The organism is Streptomyces sp. NPDC047453 (assembly GCF_040643155.1).
Taxonomy (GTDB): Bacteria; Actinomycetota; Actinomycetes; order Streptomycetales; family Streptomycetaceae; genus Streptomyces.
This window is the reverse complement of the sequence record NZ_JBEYTS010000028.1, coordinates 25,571-44,040: the sequence shown is the minus strand read 5'-3', so window position 1 is coordinate 44,040 and position 18,470 is coordinate 25,571. Positions and strand designations below refer to the sequence as shown.

The window sequence follows — 18,470 nt, the reverse complement described above, 5'->3', positions numbered from 1 at the left end:
GGTGTTGAGACCGCGCGTTCGGGTTCGGGAGCCATGCATGGGGCACGCACGACGACGGGTCGTCCGGCGGGTGACACGGCTGACGGCCGTCGCGGGACTCCTCCTGGGAGGAGCGATGGTCGCGCAGGCGGCGATGGCGAGCGAGCCTCCCGGCGCCTCCGCCGCGCGCGGCTCCGCGGGGCCGGCCGGCACACCCGGCACGTCCGGCGCCGACCTGATGGCCCGGCTCGGCACCTCGCGCACGGCGGGCAACTGGATCGGTTCCGACGGGCGCCCGGTGGTCGCCGTGACCGACGAGCGGGCGGCCGCGGAGGTACGGCGGGCGGGCGCCGAGGCGAAGGTCGTGCGGCACAGCATGAACGAGCTGAAGGCGGCCACCGCGACACTACGCGCGGCGCCCCGGGTGGCCGGCACGGCCTGGATGATGGACTACCGCGCCAACCGGGTGACGGTCGAGGGCGACAGCACGGTCTCCGCCGCCGACTGGGCCCGGATGGCCGAGGTCGCCGGCAAGATCGGCGACTTTGTGCGCATGGAGCGCACCGAGGGCGCCTTCACCACCCGTCTCAACGGGGCGCAGCCCATCCTGTCGACCGGCGGGCGCTGCTCGGCGGGCTTCAACGTGACCGACGGGCGGACCGACTTCATCCTCACCGCGGGCCACTGCGGGCCCACCGGTTCCCTCTGGTTCGCCGACGGCCAGGGCGACCAACAGCTCGGCAGGACGGTCGCCGGCTCCTTCCCGGGCGGCGACTTCTCGCTGGTGCGGTACGACTCCGGCAGCGCGGGCCAGGGCGCCGACGTGGTGGCGATCGGCGGCGGCAACGGCGTACGGATCACGGGGGCGGGCGATCCGGCCGTGGGACAGCGGGTGTTCCGCAGCGGCAGCACGAGCGGGCTGCGCGACGGCGAGGTGACCGGCCTGGACGCGACCGTGAACTACCCCGAGGGCACCGTCACCGGTCTCATCCGGACCACGGTGTGCGCCGAGCCGGGTGACAGCGGCGGTCCGCTGTTCTCCGAGGGGATCGCCCTGGGGGTGACCTCGGGCGGCAGCGGCGACTGCACAAGGGGCGGTACGACGTTCTTCCAGCCGGTCACCAAGGCGCTGTCCGCGCTCGACGTGCGGCTGATCGTGACCGACGCGCGGCAGGGCACCGGGCAGAGCGCGGAGCCGTCCGCCCCGGCCACCCACAGCGCCATCACCCCCGGCGCGGCCTCCCCCGGCTCCGCGGCGCCGGTGACCGGCAGCGCCGACGGGACCGCGGTGCTCTCCCGGCTCTCCGACCCCGGAAACGTCGGCCCGGGTCTTCTGATCATGGGGGGCAGTCTGATCGCCCTGGTGGCCACCCGCTGGATCCGTGCGGAACGGGACCGCAAGGCCTACCGGAGGTACTACTCGGCGACATGGAGCTGACGGAAAGCACGGATGGCGAAGGCCGGACCGACGGCGGAGGGCAGAGGTCGAAGCCGGCTCAGGCCGCCTTGTCGGAGTGCGGGGCGGCCGTGGCCCACTCCATCACCAGGCGCTGGTACTCCTCGCGCTGCTCGGTGGTCAGTATCCCGCCCGACCTGAGCCACAACGCCCGGATCTCCTCGTTGACCTCCGCGGCCGATCGCTCGGAGACGGGTTCAACACTGGTGGACATGCCGTGAAGCATATGCCGCCGGACGTGAAGGCGCTGTGAATAAGTACGAGCGATGCGGACATATCGGACCGTGTCGCTCATCACGTCAATTCGGCAGGTCACCGGCGCGAGTTCACACTCGGCCGACGGCTCGCGGCGTCGGCCGTGCCCGTGCCCATGCCCATACCGTCAGGTGCCCGGCTTGCGCCCGTAGACGAACACGTCGTCGCCCTTCTTCAGCAGCGACCAGTACTTCTTGGCGTCCTTCGGCGTCATGTTGACGCAGCCGTGCGAGCCCGGCGGGTTCCACATGCTCAGACCGACGGAGTGGAAGGCCTGGCCGCCGTCGAAGAACTGACTGTAGGGCATCGGCACGTTGTAGAGGGTCGAGACGTGATCGATGTCCCGCCAGTAGATTTTCTTCAGGCCGGTGCGGGTCGTGTAGCCCTTGCGTCCCGTGCGCACCGGCACCGGCCCGTAGACGAGCCGGCTGCCGTCCTGTATCCAGCTGAGCTGGAGAGTGAGGTCGACACAGGCTATGCGGCCCTTGTTCACCGGGCACTTGCCGCTCTTGTTGGGCTTCTTGCCGACGGCCTTCTGCTTGTTCATGAGGTTCATCACGCCCCAGGTGACGGAACCCGCGTAGCCGATGTTCGGCGTGATGCCGTGCTTGTTCTGAAAGGCCCGGATGGCCTTGCAGTCGGCGGCCGACTGCCGTCCGTCGACCGGCCGCCCGAGGAACTTCTCCACCTGCTTCTGGTACGGCCCCGCCTGCGTCGTGCAACTCGCCGCCTGCGCCGGTGCGGTACCGAGCGCGAGCGTGAGCGGCGCCACCAGTCCCGTGACGCCCAGTACGACCGCTCCCCGCCTGCCGATTTCCTTCATAACGGCCTTGCCCCCTAGGTGCGTTCCGGCACTTCCCGACACCTAGACCCGTGGCGGGGCACATCGGTTGCAAGGGGGCGCGTGCCGAGACGAAACGGTGACACGCTCCCCGGCGGACGCGGCCGGAGCCGGGACCGCTCAGGTGTCCCCCTCTTCCCGCTCCTCCTGAACGGCCGCGCGGAAAGCGGTGTTGACCGCGGTGAGGCCGCCGTCGACGGTCAGGGTGGTGCCGGTGATCCAGGCCGCGTCGCGGGAGGCGAGGAAGGCCACCGCGGCGGCGATGTCCTCCGGTTCGCCGATCCGGCCCAGCGGGTACAGGCCGCGGACCCGGTCGAGTTCGGCCTCCCGTCCCTCCCAGGCCGAGGTGCGGACCGTGCCCGGCACCACCAGGTTGACGCGGACGCCGCGGGAGGCGGCGTGTCCGGCGAGGGTGCGGGTGAGCGACGCCAGCCCCGCCTTCGCCGCGCTGTAGCCGTGGTTGCCGAAGTCCTGGACGCCGTTGACCGAGCCGATGCTGACGATCGCTCCCCTGCCGCCCGCCGCCAGGTGGGGCAGGGCGGCGCGGCAGCAGCGGTAGGCACCGGTGAGGGTGATGTCGAGGTCGCGGGCCCACACCGCTTCCGGGTCGTCCTCGAACAGCGGGGTGTCGGGCGTGCAGTGGGCCGCGCAGTTGACCAGGACGTCGAGGGATCCGAAGGCCTGGACGGCCAGGTCCACGGCCGCCTGGACCGCGTCCCGGTCCGCGACGTCCAACGCGTGTGCCCGCGCCGTGAGTCCGCGCTCGCGCAGCGCCGCCGCCGTGTGCTCCGCCACGTCCCCGTCCAGGTCGGTGACCAAAACCCCGGCCCCCTCCTCGGCCAGCCTGCGCGCGGTGGCCGCGCCGATGCCCCGGCCCGCGCCGGTGATGAGAACCCCGTGTCCGTCGAACCGCCCACTGTCCGTCATGCGCCGAACCTACTTCCACGAAGGGCGTCTCGGGCAGTCAGCGCGCGGTATGTCCTCGCTCCCGCGACTTCCGCAACTCCCGGCTCGTGTCGGCGACGTGGCCGGTGGACCGGGAGGAGCGGCGGTTCGGCGGGGCCCGGTCAGCGGTAACCGGTCGGTTCGGCGGGGCCGGTCAGCGGTAGCCGGTCGGGTCGGCCGGCAGGCCCGCGTCCTGGACCTCGACGAGGTAGCGCCAGGCGTCGGGGCGGCTGCCGTCCAGGTCGGTGAAGCCGTAGTCCTGGGCGAGGCCGCCGCTGGAGAGGGAACGGCCGTTCCAGCGGGCCACGTCCGGGTCCGTGGCCAGGGCGGCGACGGCGCGGCCCACATAGCGCGGGGTCTCGGAGATGGCGAAGTGCGGGACGCTGTCCAGGGCTTCGCGCCAGTTGTCCTCACGGACGCCGAAGTGGTCGAGCATCAGCTCCGAGCGCAGCCAGCCGGGGGTGAGGGCCACCGCCGTGGCGCCGCGCGGGCCGAGTTCGTGGCCGAGTGCGAAGGCCATGCGCAGGACGGACGCCTTGGCGAGGTCGTAGAAGAAGTTGACGCGGTAGGTGTCCCGGTTGTACTCGGCGGTGCCGTCGGTCATCTCCACCACCAGGCCGCCGGGGTGACGCAACAGCAGCGGCAGAGCATGGTGGCTGGTGATCGCGTGCGTCTCCACCGCGAGCCGGAGCAACCGCAGTCCGTTGCCGAGGTCGTGCTCCCACACCGGGGTGTCCCACGCGAAGAGGTGCTCCGCGCCCCAGATGTCGTTGACGAGGACGTCGAGACGGTCCTGCTCGCGCGCGATGCGGTCCACGAGGGCGCGGACCTGGTCGGGCTCGAGATGGTCGACCGGTACGGCGATGCCGTGGCCGCCCGCCTCGGTGACCAGGTCGGCGGTGTCCTCGATGGTCTCGGGGCGGTCGTACTCCGAGCGGCGGGCGCGGGTCGTGCGTCCGGTGACGTAGACGGTGGCGCCGGCCGCGCCGAGCTCCACCGCGATTCCCCTGCCCGCTCCCCGTGTCGCCCCCGCGACCAGCGCGACCTTGCCTTCCAGTGGGCCCGGCATGTCCGACCTCCCGATGTGTCTTCCGTCGATGCCGTCATCGAGGGTGCCGGGGAAACCGGACACCTTCTGTCGCCTTTCGGCGCGGGAAACGGTGAAACGCGGGCGGGCCGCACGAGCGCCTTCCGGTCTCGTGCGGCCCGCCACCCGGGCTCCGGGCTCGGTTCTCCTGCCTCAGTGCCCGCGGGCGATCCACTCCTGGAGGTGCGGGGCCTCGGCGCCGATGGTGGTCGGGTCGCCGTGGCCGGTGAGGACCTTCGTCTCGGGCGGCAGCGTCAGCAGGCGGTCGCGGATCGAGTCGATGATCGTCGGGAAGTGGGAGTAGGAACGACCGGTGGCGCCGGGACCGCCCTGGAACAGCGTGTCGCCGGTGAAGACCACGCCGAGTCCGGGGTCGTACAGGCAGATCGCGCCCGGGGCGTGGCCGGGCGTGTGCATGACCTTCAGATCAGCGCCGGCCGCCTCGATGACCTGCCCGTCGACCAGGTGCTCGTCGGGGTCCCGGTTCGGGTGGGTCATCTTCCACAGCGGCAGGTCGTCGGGGTGCAGCCAGATCGTCGCGCCGGTGAGGTCGGCGAGCGCCGGGGCCGCGTCGATGTGGTCGTTGTGGGCGTGGGTGCACACGATGGCGGTCAGCCGGCGGTCGCCGACCGCCGCGGCGATGGCCTCGGCGTCGTGGGCGGCGTCGATGACGACGGCCTCATGGTCGTCGCCGACGATCCACACGTTGTTGTCGACGTCCCAGGTGCCTCCGTCGAGCGTGAACTGCCCGGAGGTGACGAGGCGTTCGATGCGGGCGGCCATCAGAGCACCACCACCGAGCGCAGCACGTCGCCGTGGTGCATCCGCTCGAACGCCTTCTCCACCTCGTGCAGTTGGATGGTCTCGGTGACGAACTTGTCCAGCGGCAGGCGTCCTTGCAGGTGCAGGTCGATGAGCATCGGGAAGTCCCGGGAGGGCAGGCAGTCGCCGTACCAGCTCGACTTCAGCGCCCCGCCGCGTCCGAAGACGTCCAGCAGCGGCAGTTCCAGCTTCATCTCCGGGGTCGGCACGCCGACCAGGACGACCGTGCCGGCCAGGTCACGGGCGTAGAAGGCCTGCCGGTACGTCTCGGGGCGGCCGACCGCCTCGATGACGACGTCGGCGCCGAAGCCGCCGGTCAGCTCGCGGATGGCCTCGACCGGGTCGTTCTCCTTGGAGTTGACCGTGTGCGTGGCGCCCATGGTGCGGGCGGTCTCCAGCTTGCGGTCGTCGATGTCGACGGCGATGACCTTCGCCGCGCCCGCCAGGAACGCCCCGGCGATCGCCGCGTCGCCGACACCGCCGCAGCCGATGACGGCGACCGAGTCGCCGCGGCCGACGTTGCCGGTGTTGATCGCCGCGCCGATGCCGGCCATCACGCCGCAGCCCAGCAGCCCGGCCACCGCCGGGGAGACCGACGGGTCGACCTTGGTGCACTGACCGGCCGCCACCAGGGTCTTCTCGGCGAACGCGCCGATTCCGAGCGCCGGGGAGAGTTCGGTGCCGTCGGTCAGGGTCATCCGCTGCCGCGCGTTGTGGGTGTCGAAGCAGTACCAGGGCCGCCCGCGCAGACAGGCGCGGCACTTGCCGCACACGGCCCGCCAGTTGAGGATGACGAAGTCGCCGGGCGCGACGTCGGTGACGTCGTCGCCGACCGACTCCACGACGCCGGCGGCCTCGTGGCCGAGCAGGAACGGGAACTCGTCGTTGATTCCGCCCTGCTTGTAGTGCAGGTCGGTGTGGCAGACGCCGCAGGCCTGGATCCGTACGACGGCCTCTCCCGGCCCCGGGTCCGGCACGACGATCGTCTCGACCCGCACCGGTTCGTTCTTGCCGGGTGCGATCACGCCGCGCACTTCCTGCGCCATGGTGGTGGTCCCTTCCGTCGAGCGGTGTACGTCCCCCGACCCTACGTCCGACTGATCGGTAAGGGCACCGAGGGGGCCTCTGATCTGCGGGGACGGGCGGGCGAGGCACCGGCGCCCGGCCCGCGGGGCGGAAGGTCAGTGCTGGACGGCGGGAACCAGCAGACGGAGGGGCTGGAGCCCGCCGACGGACGGGGCGCCCGCGGCGCTCGCGGGCAGCGCGGTCAGGCCCGTGACCGAGACGGCGAGTCCGACGGCGGCGACGATGCGTCGAGTGCAGATCATGCCCTCGGCAACTCCCTCCGGGCCCGCCCGGACACGGGCCCGCGGCCGCGCTCACCCGTCAGGCGCAGCGCCCGGACCGCGCTTGCCGCGCCCGCCGGGGCGGAGGAGTCTCGAACCGTGAGGCCCGCCGCGGCCCGCTCCTCGCCGGGCCGCGGCCCTTGTAGGAAGTCGTCATGTCCACCTCGGCAAGCCCCGCCCTCGACACCGACACGCTCCGCCGCGGCATCGTGCAGGGCGTCCGTGCCGCGTGCGTGGAGTCCTGCCGGTACGCGGACGGCGGCCGGGTCCTCGCGGAGTCCATGGTCTTGCTGCGGGACGGCCGGATCGCCGAGCAGATACTGATCCAGGCATGGGACGCATAAGCGGAAGAGCCGCAAGGTTCCAGGTCAGCTCCTGCCTGACCCGGACCTTCTCGGCCCGCGCCGGCCTGAGCCGGTCCCGCTCCACGCGGTCGCGCCCGCCGGGCCCGGCACGCGCGGTGTCCCACCTGGCGTCCGCCGCGCTGGTCCGCTCGCTGCTGCGGGGGGCGAGGCCGCGTCCGGGCCGTACGGCAGTGCGCGGCCTTCGGCCGCGGCGGGCCGTGTCGGTTAGGGTGAGGCGGGGCCGTGACTGGCGCTGAGGTGGAGCACCACCGGGGAGCGGCCCACGCAGAGTCGTGAGCCGCGCGCCTGGGCAATTCCCCGAACGCCCAGGAGTGGACCATGTCCCAGGCCCGTCCGATGGACGGCACCGCGCTCGCCCGCCGTGTCGTCGAGGAGACCGCGCGGAAGGCCACCGCACTCACCGAGCGCACCGGTACGGCGCCCTGTCTGGCGACAGTGCTGGTCGGTGAGGACCCCGCCTCCGTCACCTACGTACGGATGAAGCAGAACCGCTGCCGCAAGGCCGGCATCGAATCCCGCCATGTGGCACTGCCGGCCGCGACCACCACCGAGGAACTGGTCGACACGCTGCGGTCGCTGTCCAAGGATCCCGCCGTGCACGGCATCCTGCTCCAGCACCCCGTCGGCGAGCACGTCGACGAGCGGGCCGCGTTCGAGGCGATCGTGCCCGAGAAGGACGTCGACGGGGTCACCTGCGCCTCGTTCGCGGCGATGAGCTTCGGTCTGCCGGGGTTCCTGTCCTGCACACCCGGCGGCATCCTGCGGCTGCTGGACGCGTACGACGTCGAACTGCGCGGCCGGCGCGCCGTCGTGGTGGGCCGCAGCGCGATCCTCGGCAAGCCCGTGGGGATGCTGCTGCTCGCGCGGGACGCGACGGTGACGTACTGCCACTCACGGACCGCGGACCTGCCGGCCGCCGTGCGCGAGGCGGACATCGTGGTCGCCGCGGTGGGCCGGCCCCGGCTCATCCGCGGCGAGGACCTCAAGCCCGGCGCCGTGGTGATCGACGCGGGCTACAACCCGGGCAACGTCGGCGACGTCGACTTCGACTCCGCCGTGGAGCGGGCCTCGCTGATCACTCCGGTGCCCGGTGGGGTGGGCCCGATGACGATCGCCACGCTGCTGGAGCAGACCGTGACGGCCGCCGCCCGGCAGCTCGGGGTGTGAGCGGCGCACCGGGGCCGGAGCAGGAGTGAAGGCACCGACACCCCTCGGGTCGTTCACCGGCGGCGGGCGGCCTCGCGGCCATACTGGCCGTCGTGCGCGTAGCGATCATGACGGCGGGATCCCGGGGCGACGTCGCCCCCTTCACCGGACTGGGGCACGGCCTGGCTCTCGCGGGTCACGAGGTCACCCTGGTCACGCACGGATGCTTCGAACCGCTGGTCGCGGGCTCGGGCCTCGGCTTCCACCCACTGCCGGTGGACCCGCGGGCCGAGTTGGAGTCCTCGCGTGGCCGGGGACTCCACCGCAGCGCCTCCGGCACGGGCAAGGTGGTGCGGGCCGTGGGGCTGGTGCGGGCGGCCATCGCCCGGATGACGGACGATCTGATCGCGGCGGCCGAGAAGAGCGACGTACTGCTGCTCGCCGGCTCGCTCGGGCCGGTCGGGCACGCCATCGCCGAGGCGATGAACCTGCCCAGTATTGGCGCCCACCTGCAACCCCTCTCCCCCACAAGGGAGTTCGCTCCTCCACTGCTGGGCGGCGGACACTGGGGCGGAGCTGCGAACCGCCTCGCCGGACATGGAGTGAACCTGGCCGTGGAGCGGGTCTTCTCGGCGGCCGTCCCCGCCGTGCGGACCCGGCTGGGGCTGCCGCCCGCCCGCGCGGGCACCGGCCGCCGCATCCGCCGGGGGCAGCGCCGGCCGGTGTACCACGGCTTCAGCCCGCTCGTGGTGCCCAGGCCCCATGACTGGCGCAGTGGGCTCCAGGTGTGCGGGTACTGGTGGCCGTACGACCGTTACACCCAACTCCCCGACAGCCTGTGGGACTTCCTCGACGGGGGCCCTCCGCCGGTCTACGTGGGGCTGGGCAGCGCCACCGTGCCCGACCCCGGGCGGCTCAGCGACACCATCGTGCGCGCGTTGCGCCGGGCCGGACTGCGCGGTGTGGTCCAGCGGGGCTGGGCCGGGCTGGAGGCGTCCGGCGAGGACATGCTGACCATCGGCGAGGTCCCGCACTCGGCCCTGTTCCCGCGGCTGGCGGGCGTGGTGCACCACGCCGGTGCGGGCACGACCGCGGCCGGGCTGCGGGCCGGCGTCCCCGCGGTGCCCGTGCCCGTGCAGTTCGACGAGGGTTTCTGGGCCGATCGTCTCGTCGGCCTCGGCGTGGCACCCTGCTCGGTCCCGCTGCGCAGCCTCACCGCGGACAACCTCGCCGCGGCCCTGGTCCGCGCCACCCGTGGCCACGGACATCGTGAACGGGCACGGGCCCTGGGCGCCCGGATCCGCGAGGAAAACGGCCTCGCCCCGGTACTGAACGCGGTCGAACAGCTCGCACGCTAGGGCTGTGACCGGAAAGGTTTGCCGGAAGGCTCGCGGCGTCCGGTGCTGCGGGTACCTCCCACGCCGTTCAGGCTGTGGGGGAGCATCGCAAGGCGGAGCGTCACCCGCGTACTGGATGTACTCGGGTGAAGCGACAACGCGGCGTGGGAGTACCCCCTGCTCGAAGAGCTTGGGGGAGCCGTGCCGGACGTCGCGAGCCGGTGAACCTTTCCGGTCGCAGCACTAAACTAGGGCCGCCGGGTTGCGGCGGCCCCTGGTCGAGGAACGGTCCGCATCGCCGGCCGCGAGGCGTCCGGTGCGCTCCGGAGCGGGCGAAGGACGACCCCGGCGAGCGGGCGCAAGGGCGTGGGCAACCACGGGCGGGCCGGCGTCATCGCCCCGCCCGTTGTGTCAGGTTGAGGAAGTACTGCTTGCGGTCCAGTGGGTTGTGGTCGGTGCGTGGGCGTTCGGGGACCGTGTCGCCCGTGACCGGTGCGTAGTGGTCGAAGGCGCTCTCCAGGTCCCCCTCGCCGCGGGTCAGCCCCGGCAGCCGCTGCTCCAGTGCGTGCACCCGGGCGGCCGGGACGCCGCCCTCCAGGAGGCACACGGATCCGTGGCTGACGGTCGTCCGCGGCACGGCCCGCAGTGCGGACAGCACCGGCAGCAGGGCGCCGAGCGTGTCCGCCGGGGCCTCGACGCGGAAGCGGTGCACCGGCTCGTGGACCAACGTGCCCGCGCGGCGCAGCGCCTCGATCAGCACCAGCGGGGTCAGGCCTCGGAAGTCGGCCCCGGTGCTGGACATGCTCTTGTCGAAGCCCTGGTGGGCGTGGCTCTGCCGGGGGCAGTAGCCGCAGTGGGTCAGGGTGATCGTGCAGTCGGTGACCTGCCAGCCGTGCAGCCCCTGCCCGAGGGCCACGCGCACGGTGTCCTCCACCGCCTTGAAGAAGGCGTACGGCATCGAGCCCAGCTCGACCTCCAGCCGGAAGTCCACCCCGGAGCCCGCCGGCGCGGGGTCGACGCGCAGCCCGACGGTGGCCAGGAAGGGGTTGCCGTCCTTCTTGATGAACTCCGCGGCCGCACCCGTGCCCACCGGCCGCTCGACGCACAGCGGGGTGGTCTCCCGGAAGGTGACACGCAGCCCGAACTCGTCGGCGAGCGTCGCCTGGAGGACCTCCTTCTGCACCTCCCCGTACAGGGACACGGAGGTCTCCTGCCGCCCCTCGTCGTGGCGCAGCCCGATCAGCGGGTCCTGCTCGGCCAGCCGGGTGAGCGCGAGGTGCAGGGCCCCGCCGCCCACGCCGGGGCCCGGTACGACGACGGTCTCCAGGGTCGGCGGCGCGAAGAAGTGCTCGTGGGCCCTGCCGGGTTCGCCGACCGTGTCGCCGATCCGGATGTCGGCCAGGCCCCACAGTCTGGCGATGCGGCCCGCGGACACGGCGTCGGCACGGACGTCGGTGCCGTGGTCGAACACGCCGATCGCGGTGACCCTGTCCTCCGTGCGGGCGCCGCCGTAGGGCACGCGGTCCCGTACCCGGAGGGTGCCGGAGAACATCCGCGCATAGGCCACCTTCTCCCCCGCGAGGCCTCGCTCGACCTTGAACACGGTGGCCGAGACGGGCCCGTCGGGGTCGCCGCCCGCGGCGGGCAGCAGTTCCTTGACGCCGCGGACCAGCGCGTCCACTCCGGCACCGGTGATCGCGGAGCCGAAGTACACCGGGTGCACGAGCGCCTGCCGGGTCTGGGCGGCGAGGGCGGCGCGCAGGCGAACGCCGCGGAGGGTGCCGTCGACGTACGCGGCCAGCAGGTCGTCGTCGTGCTCGGCGAGGACGTCCGGCGCGGACGGGCCGAGGCCGGGCACGAAGCGGGCCTCGCGGGCGCCGATTCCCGTCACCCGCCCCATGGGCACGACGGCCGGTGTCAGCCGCCGGGCGACGGTACTCAGCAGTTCCTCCTGCCGGGCGCCCCGCCGGTCGATCTTGTTGACGAAGAGCAGGGTCGGGATGCGCAGCCGCCGCAGGGTGCGCATCAGGACGCGGGTCTGCGCCTGGACGCCCTCGACGGCGGAGACCACGAGTACCGCGCCGTCGAGCACGCCCAGTACCCGCTCCACCTCGGCGATGAAGTCGGGGTGGCCGGGAGTGTCGATGAGGTTGACGGTCACGTCGTCGACCGGGAAGGAGACGACGGCGGACTTGATGGTGATACCGCGCTGCCGCTCCAGCGCGAGGGTGTCGGTCCGCGTACTGCCGGCGTCGACGCTGCCGAGCGCGTCGATCACCCCCGCGGAGTGCAGCAGCCGTTCGGTCAGACTGGTCTTACCCGCGTCGACGTGCGCGAGAATGCCGAGGTTGAGCAAGTGCACCGGGCGTCATGTCCTTCTTGATGGCGGGGATTCCTTCCGGGGTGGACATGGACGCTGTGCGCATGGATGCTCCTCGTTCGGTGACGGCGTGGTGACGTGCAGTGCAGCAGAGCCGGAACGCCGGGGCAATGGATTAACGGTCAACAAAGCCTGTCGCAGCACTCGCCGCCACCTCGACACGGCCATAGAGTGACGTACACCACACGGTCGACGACATTTCCCCCACCCACGCCCATATGGCCCCCGGAGGGAACATGACCCACATCTCGGTCACGGTGGACGGCACGGCCTACGAGGACGAGGTGGAACCCCGTCTGCTCCTGGTCCACTATCTGCGCGACCGCCTCGGACTGACCGGTACCCCGATCGGCTGCGACACGTCGAACTGCGGAGCCTGCACGGTCGAGTTGGACGGCGCGAGCGTCAAGAGCTGCACGGTGCTGGCCGTCCAGGCGGACGGCGGCGAGGTGACCACGGTCCAGGGACTGGCCAGGGACGGCGAGTGGACGGAGCTGCAGCGCGCGTTCCACGAGCGGCACGCGCTGCAGTGCGGCTACTGCACCCCCGGGATGATCATGGCCGCGCGCGATCTGCTGCGCGAGAACCCCCACCCCGACTCCGACGAGGTGCGCAAGGCGCTGGAGGGCAACCTGTGCCGGTGCACCGGCTACCAGAACATCGTCCGCGCGGTGCTCGCCGTCGCCGAGGGGGAGACGGCCTCCGGTGAGCGGACCGGGTCCGCCCAGGAGGTGACGGCATGACCGACCAGGCCGTCGAACGCGAGGTCGGCAGGGCCCGGCTCCGCAAGGAGGACGCCCGGCTGATCACCGGGCAGACCAACTGGACCGACAACATCACCGTCACCGGACTGCTGCACCTGGCCATCCTGCGCAGCCCCATGGCGCACGCCCGCATCGAACGGATCGACGTCTCCCCCGCCCTCGAACGCCCCGGCGTCGTCGCCGCCTTCAGCGGTCGCGACCTCGCCGGAGGACTGGGGTCGCTGCCCTGCGCCTGGCCGGTCACCGAGGACATGGTGCTGCCGGACCATCCGCCGGTCGCGGTCGACGAGGTGCGCCACGCCGGTGACCCGGTGGCGGTCGTCGTGGCCCGCGACCGGTACGCGGCGGCCGACGCGCTGGAGGCGATCGAGGTCGACTACGAGCCCCTGTCGCCGGTCCTGGACCTGGAGGAGGCGCTCGCCGAGGACGCCCCGCTGGTCCACGCCGACAAGGGCACCAACCGCGCCTATGTGTGGCCGCTGAGGACCGGCGAGGACTTCGAGGCGGTCGGGCAGCGCGCCGACGTCGTCCTCAAGCGCCGCTACCGGCAGCAGCGCCTCATCCCCAACGCCATGGAGCCGCGCGCGGTCGTCGTCACTCCGCTGGCCGCCTCCGGGGAGTTCACGGTGTACTCGTCGACGCAGATCCCGCACATCCTGCGGATCATGCTCTCGGTGGTCACCGGCGTACCCGAGCACAAGCTGCGGGTGATCGCCCCCGACGTGGGCGGCGGCTTCGGCTCCAAGCTCCAGGTGTACGGCGAGGAGGCCGTCGCGGTCGAGGTCGCGCGCAGGCTGGGACGGCCGGTGAAGTGGACCGAGTCCCGCTCCGAAGGCTATCTGGCCACCCACCACGGCCGCGGCATGATCCAGGACATCGAGATCGCCGCGACCCGCGAGGGCCGGCTGCTCGGTCTCAAGGTCGACCTGATCGCCGACATGGGCGCCTATCTGATGCTGGTCACTCCCGGCACCCCGCTCCTGGGCGCCTTCATGTACCCGGGGATCTACAAGATGGACTCCTACGAGTTCAGCTGCACCGGAGTGTTCACCACCCGCACCCCGACCGACGCCTACCGCGGCGCCGGGCGCCCGGAGGCCACGTACGCCATCGAGCGGGCCATGGACGAACTCGCCGCCGAGGTCGGTCTCGACCCGGTGGAGGTGCGGCGGCGGAACTGGATCCGGCACGAGGAGTTCCCGTACTCCTCCATCGCGGGACTGACCTACGACAGCGGGAACTACGAGGCGGCCACCGACAAGGCGCTCGCCCTGTTCGGCTACGACGACCTGCGCGCCGAGCAGCGCAAGCGCAACGAGCGCGGGGACGGCGTGCGCCTGGGCATCGGCGTGTCGACGTACACGGAGATGTGCGGGCTGGCACCGAGCCGGGTGCTGCGGGACCTCAGGTACTCGGCCGGCGGCTGGGAGGCGGCGAGCATCCGCATGCTGCCCACCGGCAAGGTCGAGGTGGTCACCGGCACCAGCCCGCACGGGCAGGGGCACGTGACCTGCTGGAGCCAGATCGCCGCGGACGTGCTGGGCGTGCCGTTCGAGGACGTCGAGGTGCTGCACGGCGACACCCAGACGGCCCCGCAGGGCATGGACACCTACGGCTCGCGCTCGCTGGTCGTGGGCGGGTCGGCGGTGCACCGCGCCGCAGAGAAGGTGGTGGACAAGGCGCGGAAGGTCGCGGCGCACCTGCTGGAGGCCAGTGAGGACGATCTGGAGTTCAAGGGCGGCGTGTTCTCGGTGAAGGGCTCGCCGGAGGCGCGCAGGACCATCCAGGAGATCGCCTTCGAGACGTTCACCTCGCACGACGTGCCCGACGGCATGGAACCCACCCTCAACTCCGAGTACCTGCTCGACCCGGAGAACTTCTCCTACCCGCACGGCACCCATCTGTGCGCGGTCGAGGTCGACACCGAGACCGGACAGACCCGTATCCGCTCCTACGTCTGCGTGGACGACGTGGGCCGGGTGATCAACCCGGTGATCGTCGAGGGGCAGGTGCACGGCGGACTGGCCCAGGGCATCGCGCAGGCGCTGTACGAGGAGGCCGTGTACGACACGGAGGGCAACCTGGTCTCCGGCACGATGGCCGACTACCTCGTGCCGTCGGCGGCGGACCTGCCCGAGTTCGTGACCGACCGGACCGAGACGCCCGCGGTCTCCAACCCGCTCGGCGCCAAGGGCGTCGGCGAGGCGGGCACGATCGCCTCGACGCCCGCCGTCGTCAACGCGATCGTGGACGCGCTGCGCCCGCTGGGCGTGCACGACGTGCGGATGCCGTGCACCCCCGAGCGGGTCTGGGAGGCCGTACGGTCCGCCCCGCCGGCGCGGTCGGCGCAGAAGGAGGGCTCGGCATGATTCCCCCCGCGTTCGACTACGCCCGCCCGACCAGCGTCGACGAGGCCGTGCGCACCCTCGCCGACGCGGGCGAGGACGCGAAGGTGCTGGCCGGCGGGCAGAGCCTGCTGCCGCTGCTGCGGCTGCGGCTGGCCTTTCCCGAACTCGTCGTCGACATCGGGCGGATCCCCGAGCTGCGCGGGGTCCGCGAGGACGGCGGCACGCTCGCCATCGGCGCGCTGACCACGCACCACGACGTCGTCCACGACCCGCTGGTGCGGCGGCACGCGGGCCTGCTGGCCGAGGCCACCGAGACGGTCGCCGATCCCGCCGTACGGCACCGGGGCACCCTCGGCGGCTCGCTCGCGCACGCCGACCCGGCCGGGGACCTGCCCGCGGTGGCGCTGGTCCTGGACGCCGAACTGGTCGCCGAGGGGCCCGGCGGGCGGCGCACGATCCCGGCGCGGGAGTTCTTCGCCGACTATCTGCAGACCGCGCTGGCCCCCGACGAGCTCCTGGTGGAGGTGCGGGTGCCCAAGCGGGAGGGCTGGGGATACCGGTACGAGAAGTTCCACCGGGTGGCGCAGTCCTGGGCCATGGTCGGTGTGGCCGCGCTGGTGCGGCGCGACGACGGGCGCATCGCGGAGACGCGGATCGGGCTGACCAACATGGGCGCGACCCCGCTGCGGGCCGCTGCGGCGGAGGAGGCGCTGGCCGGTGCCGGGGACGCCGACGCGGTGGCGCGGGCGGCCCAGTCCGCGGCCGAGGGCACCCGGCCCTCGCGGGACGCGTCGGCCTCACCCGAGTACCGGGCGCACCTCGCGCGGGTGCTGACCAAGCGGGCGGTCCTGGCCGCCGCCGGGATGGGGTGAGCGCCGATCACTTCCATGGACAGCCCCGAGCATGTGCGCTTCCGTCTGGAGCAGACCGGCTACCTCGTCGACGACGGGCTCGCCATCGCCTGCTTCCTGGCGCTGCGGCTGCACCGGCCGGTCTTCTGCGAGGGCGACGCGGGCGTCGGCAAGACGGCGCTCGCCTCCGCCCTCGCCGAGGCGCTCGACGCGCCTCTGATCCGGCTCCAGTGCCATGAGGGGATCGACGCCTCCCAAGCTTTGTACGACTGGGACTTCCCCCGTCAGCTGCTGCATCTGCGGGCCGCCGAGGCCGCCGGGGTCAGGGACGCGGAGCGGCTGGAGCGCGAGCTGTACGACCGGCGGTTCCTGGTCGCCCGGCCGCTGTTGCGGGCTCTGCAGACCCAGCCGTCGGTGCTGCTGGTCGACGAGATCGACCGGGCCGACGACGAGTTCGAGGCGTTCCTGCTCGAGGTGCTGTCGGAGTTCCAGGTGACGATTCCGGAGCTGGGCACGCTGCGGGCCGAGGTGCCGCCGGTGGTCGTCCTGACCTCCAACCGCACCCGCGAGGTGCACGACGCGCTGAAGCGGCGGTGCTTGTACCACTGGTTCGACCATCCCGGCTTCGGCCGCGAACTCGCCATCGTCCGGCGCAGGTTGCCGCAGGTGTCGGCGCGGCTCGCGGAGCAGGTGACCACGCTGGTGCAGGCCCTGCGCGCCGAGGACCTGCTCAAGCCGCCTGGCGTGGCCGAGACCCTGGACTGGGCGAGCGCCCTGGACGCCCTCGGGGCGAACGAGGTGGACGCGGAGCTGGCGGTGGCCACCCTGGGATCGGTGCTGAAGTACCGCGAGGACACGGACCGGGCCCGCGGTCTGGACTTCGCGGCGGTCCTCGCGGGACGAGGAGCGTGATCGGCGTGATCGGGGAACGACGGGGACACCCCGAGGTACGCGTAGGCGCCGCCCAGAGCGGCGGCGCGGGGCTCAGCGCGAACGTCAGGACGGGCTGGCGTGACGAAGACCCTGGTCCGAGCGGGCCCGACGACCGGAGCAACCCGCCGGACGCGCGAGAGCACCGGCCCGACACCCGTACCACCGCGGACGGCGGCGCAGAGCACAGCACGAACGCCAGGACGGGCAGGCGTGACGAAAACCCCGGACCCAACAGGCCCGACAGCCGAAGCAACACGCCGGGCCCGCGGGAGCACCAGCCCGACAGCCGTACCACCGCGGACGCCGGCGCAGGGCACAGCACGGACGCCAAGGCCGACGGACGCGGCGAAGACCCCGGACCCAACAGGCCCGACAGCCGAGGCAACACGCCGGCCCCGCGGAAGCACCAGCCCGACAGCCGTACCGCCGCGAACGTCGCGAGCCGTGGGTGTGGTGAAGGGTGTCGGCCGGGGGGCGATGCCGCGTTGCTGGGGTTCGCGCGGGCGCTTCGGGCTGCCGGGGTCGCGGCGAGCGCCGAGCGGGTGCATGCCTTCCTGCGGGCGGTGGACGCCCTGCGTCCCGGGCTGCGGACGGACGTGTACTGGGCGGGCCGGGTGACGCTGTGCGGGGACCGGGACGACCTGGAACGCTACGAGCGGGTGTTCGCCGCGTACTTCGGCACCGACGGGACACCGGCCCGCCCGGCCCGGACCACGCCCCCGCCCCGGCCTCGGCCGGTCCTGCGGGAGGCGCCCGGCGGGTCGCGCACCGGGTCGCCCGGCGAGGAGCGGCAGGGGCCGCCCACCGCGACGCTCGCCAGCTCCGCCGAGGTGCTGCGCCACCGCGACGTGGCGGAGCTGGACCCCTCGGAACGCGCGCAGGTGCGCCGGCTGCTCGCCGCGTTGGCGCTGCGCGGGCAGCCGCGGCGCACCGCGCGGCGACGGCCGGCCCGGCGCGGGGACGTCGACCCGCACCGCACCGTGCGGGAACTGCTCCGGCTGGGCGGCGAGCCTGCGCTGCGGCGGCACGCGCGCGCGGAGCGGCCGCGGCGGGTGGTGCTGCTGGTCGACGTCAGCGGATCCATGGGGCCCTACGCCGACGCCCTGCTGCGGTTCGCGCACGCCGCCGCCCGGGGGCGGCGCACGGAGGTGTTCACCATCGGCACGCGGCTGACCCGGGTGACCCGGGAGCTGTCGCACCGCGACCCGGACCTGGCCATGGCCGCGGTCGCCGAGGCCGTGCCCGACTGGCGCGGGGGCACCCGCCTGGGTGAGCTGCTGCGGGAGTTCCTCGACCACTGGGGCCAGCGGGGCATGGCGCGCGGCGCCGTCGTGGTACTGCTGTCCGACGGGTGGGAGCGCGGCGACCCGCACCTGCTCGCCGCCCAGATGCGGCGCCTGCACCGGCTCGCGCACCGGGTGATCTGGTCCAATCCCCGCAAGGCGCGCCCCGGCTACGCGCCACTCGCCGCCGGTATGGCGGCGGCGCTGCCCAGCGTTGACGACTTCGTCGAGGGTCACAGCCTGGCCGCGCTGGAGCGTCTGGCGGCGGTGGTGCAGGGCGCCGGTACGGACGCGGCCGGCCAGGCGCCGGGGTCGTGGGAGAGGAGCTGAGC

At 73.0% G+C, this 18,470-nt stretch carries 17 protein-coding genes and 1 riboswitch; of the genes, 9 read left to right on the top strand and 8 right to left on the bottom strand.

Features of this window, described 5'->3' with window-relative positions; translation table 11 throughout:
- Window positions 1–37 precede the first annotated feature (37 nt).
- Entirely contained in the window at window positions 38–1,417 is a 1,380-nt protein-coding gene (locus ABZ818_RS23670) for a S1 family peptidase (RefSeq protein ID WP_361417941.1), read from the top strand.
- A 58-nt stretch (window positions 1,418–1,475) separates the two neighbouring features.
- Here the strand turns inward: ABZ818_RS23670 and ABZ818_RS23665 are convergent, their stop codons facing one another.
- The 7 genes from ABZ818_RS23665 to ABZ818_RS23635 all read right to left on the bottom strand — a co-directional run bounded on the left by ABZ818_RS23665 (window position 1,476) and on the right by ABZ818_RS23635 (window position 6,713).
- Window positions 1,476–1,661, bottom strand: a complete 186-nt coding sequence (locus tag ABZ818_RS23665; RefSeq protein WP_361417938.1) for a hypothetical protein — start codon at window positions 1,659–1,661, stop codon at window positions 1,476–1,478.
- 156 nt (window positions 1,662–1,817) lie between these two features.
- Window positions 1,818–2,513 carry a L,D-transpeptidase family protein gene (locus tag ABZ818_RS23660; protein ID WP_361417934.1) on the bottom strand — a complete coding sequence of 232 codons (696 nt, stop codon included), beginning with the start codon at window positions 2,511–2,513 and terminating at the stop codon, window positions 1,818–1,820.
- Between the two features lie 138 nt (window positions 2,514–2,651).
- Window positions 2,652–3,458 (bottom strand): SDR family NAD(P)-dependent oxidoreductase, encoded by an 807-nt coding sequence (locus ABZ818_RS23655; protein WP_361417931.1) that lies wholly within the window; start codon window positions 3,456–3,458, stop codon window positions 2,652–2,654.
- 172 nt (window positions 3,459–3,630) lie between these two features.
- Entirely contained in the window at window positions 3,631–4,545 is a 915-nt protein-coding gene (locus tag ABZ818_RS23650) for an SDR family oxidoreductase (RefSeq protein WP_361417928.1), read from the bottom strand.
- Window positions 4,546–4,716: 171 nt separating this feature from the next.
- Window positions 4,717–5,346: an MBL fold metallo-hydrolase gene (locus ABZ818_RS23645; RefSeq protein ID WP_361417925.1), complete on the bottom strand. Its 630-nt coding sequence runs from the start codon at window positions 5,344–5,346 to the stop codon at window positions 4,717–4,719.
- Window positions 5,346–6,431: an S-(hydroxymethyl)mycothiol dehydrogenase gene (locus ABZ818_RS23640; RefSeq protein WP_361417922.1), complete on the bottom strand. Its 1,086-nt coding sequence runs from the start codon at window positions 6,429–6,431 to the stop codon at window positions 5,346–5,348. Before ABZ818_RS23640 ends, ABZ818_RS23645 begins: the two co-directional genes overlap by 1 nt.
- Before the next feature lie 135 nt (window positions 6,432–6,566).
- Window positions 6,567–6,713: a hypothetical protein gene (locus ABZ818_RS23635; RefSeq protein ID WP_361417919.1), complete on the bottom strand. Its 147-nt coding sequence runs from the start codon at window positions 6,711–6,713 to the stop codon at window positions 6,567–6,569.
- Between the two features lie 173 nt (window positions 6,714–6,886).
- On the opposite strand from ABZ818_RS23635, the gene ABZ818_RS23630 reads away from it, so the two are divergent.
- From ABZ818_RS23630 to ABZ818_RS23620, 3 genes are all read left to right on the top strand, one after another.
- Window positions 6,887–7,075, top strand: coding sequence for a hypothetical protein (locus ABZ818_RS23630; protein ID WP_361417916.1), 189 nt, complete (start codon window positions 6,887–6,889; stop codon window positions 7,073–7,075).
- A 233-nt stretch (window positions 7,076–7,308) separates the two neighbouring features.
- Window positions 7,309–7,394, top strand: a riboswitch (ZMP/ZTP riboswitch).
- Between the two features lie 20 nt (window positions 7,395–7,414).
- Window positions 7,415–8,263: a bifunctional 5,10-methylenetetrahydrofolate dehydrogenase/5,10-methenyltetrahydrofolate cyclohydrolase gene (locus ABZ818_RS23625; protein ID WP_361417913.1), complete on the top strand. Its 849-nt coding sequence runs from the start codon at window positions 7,415–7,417 to the stop codon at window positions 8,261–8,263.
- Window positions 8,264–8,370: 107 nt separating this feature from the next.
- Window positions 8,371–9,600 carry a glycosyltransferase gene (locus ABZ818_RS23620; protein WP_361418088.1) on the top strand — a complete coding sequence of 410 codons (1,230 nt, stop codon included), beginning with the start codon at window positions 8,371–8,373 and terminating at the stop codon, window positions 9,598–9,600.
- Window positions 9,601–9,970: 370 nt separating this feature from the next.
- Here ABZ818_RS23620 and ABZ818_RS23615 read toward each other — a convergent pair whose 3' ends face one another.
- Entirely contained in the window at window positions 9,971–11,941 is a 1,971-nt protein-coding gene (locus ABZ818_RS23615; protein WP_361417910.1) for a translation factor GTPase family protein, read from the bottom strand.
- A 254-nt stretch (window positions 11,942–12,195) separates the two neighbouring features.
- Here ABZ818_RS23615 and ABZ818_RS23610 point away from each other — a divergent pair, with 254 nt between their 5' ends.
- From ABZ818_RS23610 to ABZ818_RS23590, 5 genes are all read left to right on the top strand, one after another.
- Window positions 12,196–12,702, top strand: a complete 507-nt coding sequence (locus tag ABZ818_RS23610; RefSeq protein ID WP_361417907.1) for a (2Fe-2S)-binding protein — start codon at window positions 12,196–12,198, stop codon at window positions 12,700–12,702.
- A complete protein-coding gene (locus ABZ818_RS23605; RefSeq protein WP_361417904.1) occupies window positions 12,699–15,092 on the top strand; it encodes a xanthine dehydrogenase family protein molybdopterin-binding subunit in 2,394 nt (797 codons plus the stop codon). The genes ABZ818_RS23610 and ABZ818_RS23605 overlap by 4 nt, the downstream gene beginning before the upstream one ends.
- Window positions 15,089–15,943 (top strand): xanthine dehydrogenase family protein subunit M, encoded by an 855-nt coding sequence (locus ABZ818_RS23600; protein ID WP_361417901.1) that lies wholly within the window; start codon window positions 15,089–15,091, stop codon window positions 15,941–15,943. The genes ABZ818_RS23605 and ABZ818_RS23600 overlap by 4 nt, the downstream gene beginning before the upstream one ends.
- A 15-nt stretch (window positions 15,944–15,958) precedes the next feature.
- On the top strand, window positions 15,959–16,834 hold the full coding sequence (locus tag ABZ818_RS23595; protein ID WP_361417898.1) for a MoxR family ATPase: 876 nt from the start codon (window positions 15,959–15,961) through the stop codon (window positions 16,832–16,834).
- 506 nt (window positions 16,835–17,340) lie between these two features.
- Window positions 17,341–18,468, top strand: a complete 1,128-nt coding sequence (locus tag ABZ818_RS23590; protein WP_361417895.1) for a VWA domain-containing protein — start codon at window positions 17,341–17,343, stop codon at window positions 18,466–18,468.
- The last annotated feature ends 2 nt before the right edge of the window (window positions 18,469–18,470 follow it).

Excerpts from the sequence above, each read along its gene's own strand:
- ABZ818_RS23670 (WP_361417941.1), top strand. The coding sequence starts at position 38 with ATGGGGCACGCACGACGACGGGTCGTCCGGCGGGTGACACGGCTGACG.
- ABZ818_RS23665 (WP_361417938.1), bottom strand. The coding sequence starts at position 1,661 with ATGCTTCACGGCATGTCCACCAGTGTTGAACCCGTCTCCGAGCGATCG.
- ABZ818_RS23660 (WP_361417934.1), bottom strand. The coding sequence starts at position 2,513 with ATGAAGGAAATCGGCAGGCGGGGAGCGGTCGTACTGGGCGTCACGGGA.
- ABZ818_RS23655 (WP_361417931.1), bottom strand. The coding sequence starts at position 3,458 with ATGACGGACAGTGGGCGGTTCGACGGACACGGGGTTCTCATCACCGGC.
- ABZ818_RS23650 (WP_361417928.1), bottom strand. The coding sequence starts at position 4,545 with ATGCCGGGCCCACTGGAAGGCAAGGTCGCGCTGGTCGCGGGGGCGACA.
- ABZ818_RS23645 (WP_361417925.1), bottom strand. The coding sequence starts at position 5,346 with ATGGCCGCCCGCATCGAACGCCTCGTCACCTCCGGGCAGTTCACGCTC.
- ABZ818_RS23640 (WP_361417922.1), bottom strand. The coding sequence starts at position 6,431 with ATGGCGCAGGAAGTGCGCGGCGTGATCGCACCCGGCAAGAACGAACCG.
- ABZ818_RS23635 (WP_361417919.1), bottom strand. The coding sequence starts at position 6,713 with ATGATCTGCACTCGACGCATCGTCGCCGCCGTCGGACTCGCCGTCTCG.
- ABZ818_RS23630 (WP_361417916.1), top strand. The coding sequence starts at position 6,887 with ATGTCCACCTCGGCAAGCCCCGCCCTCGACACCGACACGCTCCGCCGC.
- ABZ818_RS23625 (WP_361417913.1), top strand. The coding sequence starts at position 7,415 with ATGTCCCAGGCCCGTCCGATGGACGGCACCGCGCTCGCCCGCCGTGTC.
- ABZ818_RS23620 (WP_361418088.1), top strand. The coding sequence starts at position 8,371 with ATGACGGCGGGATCCCGGGGCGACGTCGCCCCCTTCACCGGACTGGGG.
- ABZ818_RS23610 (WP_361417907.1), top strand. The coding sequence starts at position 12,196 with ATGACCCACATCTCGGTCACGGTGGACGGCACGGCCTACGAGGACGAG.
- ABZ818_RS23605 (WP_361417904.1), top strand. The coding sequence starts at position 12,699 with ATGACCGACCAGGCCGTCGAACGCGAGGTCGGCAGGGCCCGGCTCCGC.
- ABZ818_RS23600 (WP_361417901.1), top strand. The coding sequence starts at position 15,089 with ATGATTCCCCCCGCGTTCGACTACGCCCGCCCGACCAGCGTCGACGAG.
- ABZ818_RS23595 (WP_361417898.1), top strand. The coding sequence starts at position 15,959 with ATGGACAGCCCCGAGCATGTGCGCTTCCGTCTGGAGCAGACCGGCTAC.